This is a genomic window from uncultured Bradyrhizobium sp., assembly GCF_936928535.1.
Lineage (GTDB): Bacteria > Pseudomonadota > Alphaproteobacteria > Rhizobiales > Xanthobacteraceae > Bradyrhizobium.
Genome location: NZ_CAKZHY010000116.1, coordinates 1 through 9,997, shown reverse-complemented (window position 1 = coordinate 9,997; position 9,997 = coordinate 1). Strand labels below are relative to the sequence as shown.

Sequence of the window (9,997 nt, the reverse complement as noted above, 5' to 3'; positions counted from 1 at the left end):
CGTGGAGAGAACCCCTCACCCGGCTTCGCGTTCCGCGAAGCCACCCTCTCCCACAGGGGGAGAGGGTAACTCACCAGGTCCCCGCAGCAAATCGTTTAGAAATTGGGACAATAGTGCCGGGATAATTTCGAGGGAGGCCGGAAATGGCCGAAATCAAGAAGCCGATCGACTATTCGCCGAGCTGGACTTTCTTCGAAGGCAAATGGCACGAGGGCAATGTGCCTATCATGGGGCCACGCACCCATGGCGCCTGGCTCGGCTCGGTGGTGTTCGACGGTGCGCGTGCCTTCGAGGGCGTGGCGCCCGATCTCGACCGGCACGTTGCCCGCGCCAATCAATCCGCGATCAATTTTGGCCTGAAGCCGGTGGTCGATGCCGACACCTGGCTCGCACTCGCGGGCGAAGGCATCGCGCGCTTTTCGCCGAATGCCGAGCTCTATATCCGTCCGATGTATTGGGCGCAGAATGGCGCCGGCGGCGGCGTGTTGTTCGACCCCGAGACCACCAATTGGTGCCTGTGCATCTACGAGGCACCGATGCCAAAGCCGACAGGCAATGCGATCACGCTGTCGCCGTTCCGCAGGCCTACGGCCGAATGCGCGCCGGTCGACGCCAAGGCCGCCTGCCTCTATCCGAACAATTCGCGGGCGCTTGCCGAAGCCGCCTCGCGTGGCTTCCAGAACGCGCTGATGCTCGACATGCTCGGCAACGTCGCCGAGTTCGGCAATTCCAACGTTTTCATGGCCAGGGATGGCGTTGTCTTCACGCCGGCGCCGAACGGCACCTTCCTCAACGGGATCACGCGCCAGCGCGTGATCAGCCTGCTGCGCGCCGACGGCGTCACCGTCGTCGAGCAAACGCTGCGCTATCAGGACTTCCTCGCCGCCGACGAGATTTTCTCGACCGGGAATTTCGCGAAGGTCGCGCCCGTGATTCGCATCGACGAGCGGGAGCTGCAGCCGGGTCCATTCTACACCAAGGCGCGAAAGCTCTATTGGGACTTTGCGCATGCGGTGAAGCTGGCGGCCTGACGAGAGCTAGCCGCGCCGCCGAAACCGGCTGAACTGAAACGCTTGTGTCGATTGCCACGGCGTGCGGTGGATGTCGCTCCGCGTCTCGACCAGTTCGAATTCGGGCCCAAGCTCGCTTGAAAGGCTTGCGCTGTCGTGCCGCTGCACCGGCAGGCCGCTGCATTTCTCCGGCCCGTCAGGCGCGAACGTCGCGATGATCACGTGCCCGCCTGCCGCCACCGCCGATCGCAGGCGCTCGACATAGGCGGCCCGGTCGCGTGGATCGGTCAGGAAGTGAAACGCGGCGCGATCGTGCCAGACGTCGTAGCTCTTCACCGGCTGCCATGTGGTGGCATCGGCCACGATCCAGTCGACCGTCGACGCCGCCGCGCCGATACGCTCCTTCGCCGCATCGAGCGCATTGGCAGAGAGATCCAGCACCGCGAGATTGCGATATCCGTCCTGCAGCAGCGCATCGACCAATCGCGACGCGCCGCCGCCGATGTCGATGATGGCAGTGTTTCGATCGGGGCTGGCCGCTCGGATCATCTCGAGCGAGATCGCCGGGGTGTCCTGAAACCAGCTGACCTCGGCCTCGCCCTTGGTGGCGTAGACGTGCTGCCAGTGCGTGGTGCGGTCGGACATGACGGCTCCGGCTTTGGCCGGCATGGCAGCGCTCTGGTCGCGATGCCGTAATCAATTGGCAGTCCGCGCGCCCGCGGCATGCGGACGCGCCCGTGCGGAGCCGGGACTACTCGTCCTTCTTCGACATCCGCTCGAGGCGTTCCTGCATGTCCTTCATCTGCTGGCGCAGGTCGTCGATGTTGGTGTCCTTGGCGGGCTCGGCATTCGCATCGGCCTCCGGCTCCGGAGTGGCCGAGCGGGCCGGCGGGGCAAACGGCTTGAACATCGAGAAGGTTTGCTGGAACAGCTCCATGTTGCGGCGGACCTGCTCTTCCAGCGGCGCGAAGGGCGTGCCGGACAGCGTGTTGGCGATTTGCTTGCGGAACTTCTCCTGCTCCTGGGTCAACGTCGCGATCGACTGCTCCAGATATTTCGGCACCACCATCTGCATGCTGTCGCCGTAGAAGCGGATCAGCTGGCGCAGGAAGGTGGTCGGCAGGAGGTTCTGTCCGGCCTTGTTCTCCTGCTCGAAGATGATCTGGGCGAGCACGGAGCGGGTGATGTCGTCGCCAGTCTTGGCATCGTAGACCAGGAAATCTTCGCCGTCCTTGACCATGGCGGCGAGGTCTTCGAGCGTCACATAGGTGCTCGTTCCGGTGTTATAGAGCCGGCGGTTCGCGTATTTCTTGATCGTGGTGGGTTGGTCTGATTTCGCCATGGGCTCTCACTTGCAAACGCGGAGAACAGGAACCTGCAGGGCTATGCCGCAGGGCGGGAAGAGTACGCAACGCAACAAAATAAGCATTTTCAAAGGGCTCACGCTACCGTTTTGTGCGGCACGGTTAATCCCGGAGCAAAATCTTGCTTGCGAAAGCGCCAAGAACGCTATTTTGAATGCGCTGCGGCATGAATTCGGTCGCCGGCCGATTGACATGCCTCAACGACGTTAACAGGATGGCTCACGAGACTGGCGAACGCTTTTCCAGCCCCGCCGCCCCTCTACCCAGAACCTCAAGCCTCAGGAGATGCCCATGTCAGACGATGTCGTCATCGTCAGCGCCGCCCGCACCCCGGTCGGAAGCTTCAACGGAGCCTTCGCGACCCTTCCCGCACACGACCTCGGCGCCATCGCCATCAAGGCCGCGCTGGAGCGCGGTGGCATCGAGCCCGGCCGGGTCTCGGAAGTCATCATGGGCCAGATCCTGACCGCGGCCCAGGGCCAGAATCCGGCCCGCCAAGCCTCGATCAACGCCGGCATTCCGGTGGAAAGCCCCGCCTGGGGCGTCAACCAGCTTTGCGGCTCGGGTCTGCGCACGGTCGCACTCGGCTACCAGGCGCTGCTCAACGGCGATTCCGAGATCGTCGTCGCCGGCGGCCAGGAATCCATGAGCATGGCCCCGCACGCCCAATACCTGCGCGGCGGCGTCAAGATGGGTGCGCTCGAATTCGTCGACACCATGATCAAGGACGGCCTGTGGGATGCCTTCAACGGCTACCACATGGGCAACACCGCCGAGAACGTCGCGCGGCAGTGGCAGATTACCCGCGCCCAGCAGGACGAGTTCGCTGTGGCCTCGCAGCAGAAGGCCGAGGCCGCGCAGAAGGCCGGCAAGTTCAACGACGAGATCGTGCCCGTCACCATCAAGACCCGCAAGGGCGATGTGGTCGTCAGCGCCGACGAATATCCGCGCCATGGCGCCACCCTCGATGCGATGGCGAAGCTTCGTCCCGCCTTCGAGAAGGACGGCACTGTCACCGCAGGTTCGGCCTCCGGCATCAATGACGGCGCTGCCGCCGTGGTGCTGATGACCGCCAAGCAGGCCGCCAAGGAAGGCAAGAAGCCGCTCGCGCGCATCGTGTCCTGGGCGCAGGCCGGCGTCGATCCGAAGATCATGGGCTCTGGCCCGATCCCGGCCTCGCGCGCCGCGTTGAAGAAGGCCGGCTGGAGCGTCGGCGACCTCGACCTGATCGAGGCCAACGAGGCCTTCGCGGCACAGGCCTGTGCGGTCAACAAGGACCTCGGCTGGGATACGTCGAAGGTCAACGTCAATGGCGGCGCGATTGCGATCGGCCATCCGGTCGGCGCGTCCGGCGCGCGCGTGCTGGTGACGCTGCTGCACGAAATGCAGAAGCGTGATTCGAAGAAGGGCCTTGCCACGCTGTGCATCGGCGGCGGCATGGGTATCGCGATGTGTCTGGCGCGCGACTGAAGCTGACGCCACGCTGAACGATGAACTTGTGCGTGCGCTGCACACTAAGTGAGTGCGATGCACGCGACTAAAAAGGCGGCGGTTGCAAATCAAATATTCTTCGCAACCGCGCAAGCCTCGACTAAATACAAACGCCCGGCTCAACGCCGGGCGTTTTGTTCTTGATGTCCGTCAAACCAACCGCATAATCCATCACTAAAAACGATCACTTCAGAAACGTCCGAAGAGTCCAAGGGAAGGAATACGATATGGCACGAGTTGCATTGGTGACGGGTGGCACGCGGGGTATCGGAGCTGCGATCAGCAAGGCGTTGAACGCGGCCGGCTACAAGGTCGCTGCGAGCTACGCCGGCAACGACGCGGCGGCGGAGAAGTTCAAGGCCGAGACCGGTATTGCCGTCTACAAATGGGACGTCAGCAGCTTCGATGCCTGCGCCGAGGGCGTGAAGAAGGTCGAAGCCGATCTCGGGCCGGTCGAGGTGCTCGTCAACAATGCCGGCATCACCCGCGACACCGCCTTCCACAAGATGACGCTCGAGCAGTGGAACGCCGTCATCAACACCAATCTCGGCTCGCTGTTCAACATGACGCGTCAGGTGATCGAGGGCATGCGTTCGCGAAAATTCGGACGCATCATCTCGATCTCGTCGATCAACGGCCAGAAGGGACAGTTCGGCCAGGTCAACTATTCCGCGGCGAAGGCCGGCGACATCGGCTTCACCAAGGCGCTCGCGCTCGAGAACGCCAAGGGCGGCATCACCGTGAACGCGATCTGCCCCGGCTACATCAACACCGAAATGGTGCAGGCCGTGCCGAAGGACGTTCTGGAGAAGAACGTGATCCCGCAGATTCCGGTCGCCCGTCTCGGCGAGCCCGAGGAGATCGCGCGCGCGGTCGTGTTCCTTGCAGCTGACGATGCCGGCTTCATCACGGGATCGACCATGACCATCAACGGCGGCCAGTATCAGGCCTGACAGGACATCAAGCCTGTAGCGTTGGGCGAGACAAGGCGATAGTGAAGAGCGCAAATGCCCGGCCTCGTGCCGGGCATAAGCGTCCTCAGAGCCTTTTGATCGATGACCCCGCGCGCCGCCACACTGATCGGATTGACCGCGATCCTGATGTGGTCGCTGCTGTCAGTGATGACGGTGGCGACCGGGAAGATTCCGGCGTTCCAGCTCGCCGCGATGACGTTCGCGATCGGCGGTCTCGTCGGGCTCCTCACCTGGATCGGCCGCGGTGACGCCGCGAAGAGCCTGCGCCAGCCGCTGGTCGTGTGGGTTGTCGGCGTCGGTGGCCTGTTCGGCTATCACGCGCTGTATTTCCTAGCGCTGCGCTTCGCGCCGCCCGCCGAAGCCGGCCTTCTCAATTACATGTGGCCGCTGCTGATCGTGCTGTTCTCGTCCTTCCTGCCGGGCGAGCGGCTCGCCATGCATCACATCATCGGCGCCGTGCTCGGCCTCGTCGGCACTGTGCTGCTGTTTGCCGGCAATACCACCGGCTTCGCGCCGGGCGCGGTGCCGGGATTGATCGCGGCCTTCATCGCCGCCTTCGTCTGGGCGACCTATTCGGTGCTGTCACGGCGGCTGAAGGCCGTCCCGACCGATGCGGTCGCAGGCTTCTGCCTTGCCACTTCAGTGCTCGCCGCGCTGATGCATGGCGTGCTGGAAACCACGGTGTGGCCGGAGACCGCGCTGCAATGGCTTGCCGTGATCGGGCTCGGCATCGGTCCAGTGGGAGCTGCCTTCTACGCCTGGGACATCGGCATGAAGCGCGGCGATATCCGCGTTCTCGGCGCCGCGTCTTACGCGACGCCGCTGCTGTCGACCGGCTTCCTCATCGCCGCCGGCTTCGCCAAAGCCAGCGCCAACATCGCCGTTGCCGCTATCCTGATCGCCGGCGGCGGCCTGATCGCGGCGAAGGATATGGTGCTGAGGAAGCGATGATGCGGTTGATTGCGATTCCGCTGGCGTTCACCGTGATGCTCTCCGGCCCGAGTGTCGTTGCGCAAGTCAGCGCGACGCCCGAAACGTTCACGGGCATTCATCGCAGCGAGCGCGGGAATGGCCGACCCGAGACGGTTACGGTAACCGATGGAAAATCCTTCATCCAACTGACCGTAGAAGAATATCGAATCGGTGGCTATCGGCCGGCCTACGAAAGCCTTCCGACGAGGATTATTCGTCGACTGCCTGTTCGGGCTCCCGCGCCAGCCGATCTAGATTGATCCTCGGCTAAAGCGCCGGCTGCCAGCCCGGCGGGCGGTACATCGCTTCCGGAATCTGTCCGAGCTCGGAGCGCTGCAGGCGCTGTGGCGTCAGGCCATAAAATTCCTGAAAGCTCATGATCAGCGGCCGCCATTTGTCGGGATCGACGCGGTTCGGTGCCTCTTCCATCATGATGCCGGGATGCACATGGACGCGGGTGATGCGGACCTCGATCGCGGTGAGATTGCCGCGCCAGATCGCATCGTCTTGCGCCATCTCGTGCACATAAGCGACCTTCGCTTCGATCTGCACCGGGCACTCGGCGGCGCGCGGGGCGCTGACCGTCTCGCCCGATAACGCTGTCAGGTCGCTGAGGCCGAACTTGTCCTTCTCGTGCCTATAGCCGCGATAGAGTTTTCTCGGCGGCACGGGATTCGAGCCTGTGGTGCGGGCGAGACGATCGACGGCAGCAACAAGATCCACCGAGGGCAGATTGAGCACGCATTCGCCGGTGCGAATCATGTTCTCGGTGGTTTTTGAGTTGCGCCCGAGCCCGAGCATACAGCGCCATCCAACCCACCAGGCCGAGGACATCGGTGCGAGATTGTGGGAGCCGTCGTCGTTGGTCGATCCGATGAGGACGACCGGCGTTCCGAAATATAAAATAGCGGGATCGATCTGGACGGCGGTGGGGCCGAGTGTTCCGTGCATCGTGCGCTCCTGTTGACTGGAAGCGCTCTCCTAACGCGGGACACGCATCGAACCCACCCGATTTCAGATCGCGCTTATGGCTCCCAGCCCTTCGGTGCGAGTTCGAACTTTGCGAACTCGAATGCCGGCGCCACCGTGCAGCCGACCAACGTCCATTCGCCTGATGTCTCCGCCATCTGCCAGGCGTCGGCAGGCACGATCGCCTGGGGCCGCTCGCCGCCGATGAGATCGGTGCCGAGCCGCACCTCGTGCTGGGAGCATCCCTCGTGGGCGATGCGCAGTGTCAGCGGGCTGCCGGCGTAATAGTGCCAGGTCTCGACTGCATCGATCCGATGCCAGTGCGAGCGCTCGCCGCGCGCCAGCAGGAAGTAGATGAGGGTCGAGCGCGACCTGCCATTTGCGTCGGTGGTCTGGTCGCGAAAGGTCTCGCGGTAATGGCCGCCCTCGGGATGCGGGCGGAGCTCAAGGCGCGCGATGATCTCGGCTGCGGTCGGCATCGATCCCCGTCAGGATTTGTTTTTGCGCTCGCGCAGCTCGCCGAACACTGCGGCGGCATCCGCGCCCTTCATGTGTAGCTTGGCGGCGACCTCGGGCGCATCAGCGCGCAGGAACACATTTGCTCGCTTCTCGTCACCAAGCAGTGAGGGAATCGTGGGCTTGTTCTCGGCCCGAAGCTTCGCGACTTCCGCCGCGCGCGCCTGGAGCGCCGCATTGTCGGGCTCAACCGTGAGTGCGAATTTCACATTGGACGCTGTGTATTCGTGCCCGCAATAGAGCCTGAAGTCGTCGGGCAGGGCGCGCAGCTTCAGCAGCGAGTCCCACATCATCGGATAGTTGCCCTCGAACACGCGGCCGCAGCCGATCGAGAACAGCGTGTCGGCGGCAAACAGCGTCTTCTCGGTGTCGAACACGTAGGAGATGTGGTCGAGCGTATGGCCGGGTGTCTCCAGCACGCGCCCCAGCAGCGTGCCGACCTTGACCACGTCGCCATTGGCAACGCGCAGATCGACGTCGGCAATTTTCGTCGTCTTGTCATGCGGCGCGACGACGCGACATCCGTATTTCTTCTTGAGCTCGGCAACGCCGCCGACGTGATCGCCATGATGGTGGGTGATCAGGATGTCGGTGAGCTGCCAGCCCTCGCGCTCCAGCGCCTTGATGATGGGACCGGCTTCCGGGGCATCGATCGACGCGGTTGCCTTGGTTTCCACATCGTGGATCAGATAACCGAAATTGTCGTTTAAACAGGTGAAAGTACGAATTTCGGCGGCCATGACATCTCCATCGCGCTCAGCCCCGCCTGACAAATATGGCGTTAACGTTGCGCAGGCAATGCAATATTGGGCGCGCAGCGGCGCCCCAGCGCATGTTACATTGCGATCATGACCATCGACGTCGTCGACCTCAGAGAATTCTATTCCCGCCGCCTCGGCATCGTGGCGCGGCAGATGATCAATCGCGGCATCAGGGAGCGCTGGTCGGGCGCCGAGGGGCAGCGCGTGCTCGGCGTCGGCTATCCGACGCCCTATCTCGGGCTGTTCCGCGAGGACGCGGAGCGCTGCATCGCCTTCATGCCGGCAGCCCAGGGCGTGTTGAAATGGCCGACCGGGCGGCCTGCGCTGGCCGCGCTGGTCGACGAGTTCTCGCTGCCGCTTCCCGACGCCGCGGTGGACCGCATCCTGCTGGTCCATGCGCTGGAGATGTCGGACGATCCGGCCGCGCTGTTGCGCGAGGTCTGGCGCGTGCTGTCGCCTTCGGGGCGCGTCATCGCGGTGATTCCGAACAGGCGCGGCGTCTGGACGCGCAGCGACAACACGCCGTTCGGCCACGGCCGTCCCTATTCGCGCTCGCAGATTACGGACCTCTTGCGCCAGACCTGGTTCACGCCCACAGGCTGGGGCGAGGCGCTGTTCATGCCGCCCTATGCGGGCCGCTGGGTGCTGAAATCGGCGCAGATGTGGGAGCGTGCCGGCGCGGCGCTCTCGCTGCCCTTCGCCGGTGTCCACATCGTCGAGGCGACCAAGCAGGTCTATCGTGCGATCCCGGCCAAGCGCGAACGTGCCAGGCTGATTCCCTCGCTGGCGAAGCCGGTGCTGGTGCCGTCCTCGACCACGATGAGGCGGGGCTGAGACTGAGGCGCTGCCGCGAACGCCGCCACCAATCGTCGTCAAAAACAAATCGTCCCGGCGAGGCCGGGACGATTGCAATTCGTCAAGATCGAAGTGCGACCTATTCGCCCGGGGCGAGATCGTCGCTGGTGGCGGCCGGAGCTGCCTCGCGCTCGGGGCGCGGGCCGCCATGCGGCCGGCGCCGCCGTCGCGGATAGCGTTCGCCACCGCCGCCATTGCCACCTTCGAAGCCGGCGGGCGCACCGTTGGCCTGCGGCTGTGCACCGGTGATGAAGGACGGCAGACGGTCGACGCTACCGGCATCGGCGACGACAGGTTGCGGCTGGTTCGGCGGCTGCGGCTGCTGATGATATTGCGGCTGCGGACGATGGTCGCGTTCGCGATGCTCGCGGGGCTGCTGCTGATCGCGCTGATAGGGCTGCTGCTGGTTGTCGCGGTGCTGGAAGTCACGCTGGTGGTCGCGCTGGCCGTCGCGGTCGCGCATGAAGGACTGCTGCGGCGGCTGTGGAACGAAGCCGGGCTCCTGGCCGAAGGCCGAGAAATTCTCGCCGTCGTCCTCGCCGTCATCGCTGCTGGTGCTGACGGGTTCGTCGCCGCGCGGCTGCTGGTTCTGGCGGAACTGTTCCTGGGCCGCCGCGATCAGGCGGAAATAGTGCTCGGCATGCTGGTAGTAGTTTTCGGCGGCAACCGGGTCGCCCGAGGAACGCGCGTCACGCGCCAGCTGCAGGTATTTTTCGGCGATGTGGGAGGCGGTGCCGCGGATCTTGATGTCGGGGCCGTTCGATTCGTAAACCCGGGTCATCGGGTTCTGGCCGCGTCGGTTGTTGTTATTGTTATTGTTGTTGTTGTTGCGGTTGCGCATCCGCTGCTTGTTTTGACCGTTTCTCATGTCCTGCCTTTAATTCCAGCCCTAAAGGTTGCACGCATTACTGATTGCTAGGAGTGACCTGATGACAGCGGTTCACATGCCTCGCGCGCACCGCGCGCAAGGGCGGATTGAACCCTGCCAATGTTCGTCGACCGTCGCGTTCAACAAAGACGCGTTCCCCACTCAAATAATGGATTAGTACATCTCTCGTTTGCATTTGCCTTGTTGAAGGGGAAGA

General features: G+C 63.8%; 12 protein-coding genes. 6 read left to right on the top strand and 6 right to left on the bottom strand.

Translation table 11 applies throughout. From position 1 onward, the window contains the following. Positions 1-143 precede the first annotated feature (143 nt). Positions 144-1,031: a branched-chain amino acid aminotransferase gene (locus Q0687_RS23610; RefSeq protein ID WP_298882069.1), complete on the top strand. Its 888-nt coding sequence runs from the start codon at positions 144-146 to the stop codon at positions 1,029-1,031. 6 nt (positions 1,032-1,037) lie between these two features. Here the strand turns inward: Q0687_RS23610 and Q0687_RS23605 are convergent, their stop codons facing one another. Further along, entirely contained in the window at positions 1,038-1,655 is a 618-nt protein-coding gene (locus Q0687_RS23605; RefSeq protein ID WP_298882067.1) for a class I SAM-dependent methyltransferase, read from the bottom strand. Positions 1,656-1,761: 106 nt separating this feature from the next. Next, positions 1,762-2,352, bottom strand: coding sequence for a polyhydroxyalkanoate synthesis repressor PhaR (gene phaR / locus Q0687_RS23600; protein ID WP_298882064.1), 591 nt, complete (start codon positions 2,350-2,352; stop codon positions 1,762-1,764). A 313-nt stretch (positions 2,353-2,665) separates the two neighbouring features. On the opposite strand from phaR, the gene Q0687_RS23595 reads away from it, so the two are divergent. From Q0687_RS23595 to Q0687_RS23580, 4 genes are all read left to right on the top strand, one after another. Then, positions 2,666-3,844 carry an acetyl-CoA C-acetyltransferase gene (locus Q0687_RS23595; RefSeq protein WP_298882061.1) on the top strand — a complete coding sequence of 393 codons (1,179 nt, stop codon included), beginning with the start codon at positions 2,666-2,668 and terminating at the stop codon, positions 3,842-3,844. Between the two features lie 248 nt (positions 3,845-4,092). After that, positions 4,093-4,818, top strand: coding sequence for an acetoacetyl-CoA reductase (gene phbB / locus Q0687_RS23590; protein WP_298882058.1), 726 nt, complete (start codon positions 4,093-4,095; stop codon positions 4,816-4,818). A gap of 102 nt (positions 4,819-4,920) precedes the next feature. After that, the gene (locus Q0687_RS23585) at positions 4,921-5,790 is read left to right on the top strand and encodes an EamA family transporter (protein ID WP_298882055.1); all 870 of its coding nucleotides are present in this window, start codon (positions 4,921-4,923) and stop codon (positions 5,788-5,790) included. Beyond that, entirely contained in the window at positions 5,787-6,071 is a 285-nt protein-coding gene (locus Q0687_RS23580) for a hypothetical protein (protein ID WP_298882052.1), read from the top strand. The genes Q0687_RS23585 and Q0687_RS23580 overlap by 4 nt, the downstream gene beginning before the upstream one ends. A gap of 7 nt (positions 6,072-6,078) precedes the next feature. On the opposite strand, the gene Q0687_RS23575 is transcribed toward Q0687_RS23580, so the two are convergent. The 3 genes from Q0687_RS23575 to gloB all read right to left on the bottom strand — a co-directional run bounded on the left by Q0687_RS23575 (position 6,079) and on the right by gloB (position 8,036). After that, positions 6,079-6,762 (bottom strand): flavin reductase family protein, encoded by a 684-nt coding sequence (locus tag Q0687_RS23575; RefSeq protein ID WP_298882049.1) that lies wholly within the window; start codon positions 6,760-6,762, stop codon positions 6,079-6,081. A 74-nt stretch (positions 6,763-6,836) separates the two neighbouring features. Continuing rightward, a complete protein-coding gene (locus Q0687_RS23570; protein ID WP_298882048.1) occupies positions 6,837-7,259 on the bottom strand; it encodes a cupin domain-containing protein in 423 nt (140 codons plus the stop codon). A 9-nt stretch (positions 7,260-7,268) separates the two neighbouring features. Continuing rightward, the gene (gene gloB, locus Q0687_RS23565) at positions 7,269-8,036 is read right to left on the bottom strand and encodes a hydroxyacylglutathione hydrolase (RefSeq protein WP_298882047.1); all 768 of its coding nucleotides are present in this window, start codon (positions 8,034-8,036) and stop codon (positions 7,269-7,271) included. A gap of 108 nt (positions 8,037-8,144) precedes the next feature. On the opposite strand from gloB, the gene Q0687_RS23560 reads away from it, so the two are divergent. Continuing rightward, complete coding sequence (locus tag Q0687_RS23560; RefSeq protein ID WP_298882045.1) at positions 8,145-8,891, top strand: methyltransferase domain-containing protein; 747 nt, start codon at positions 8,145-8,147, stop codon at positions 8,889-8,891. Between the two features lie 100 nt (positions 8,892-8,991). On the opposite strand, the gene Q0687_RS23555 is transcribed toward Q0687_RS23560, so the two are convergent. Beyond that, positions 8,992-9,780 (bottom strand): DUF4167 domain-containing protein, encoded by a 789-nt coding sequence (locus Q0687_RS23555; RefSeq protein WP_298882043.1) that lies wholly within the window; start codon positions 9,778-9,780, stop codon positions 8,992-8,994. Positions 9,781-9,997 lie beyond the last annotated feature (217 nt).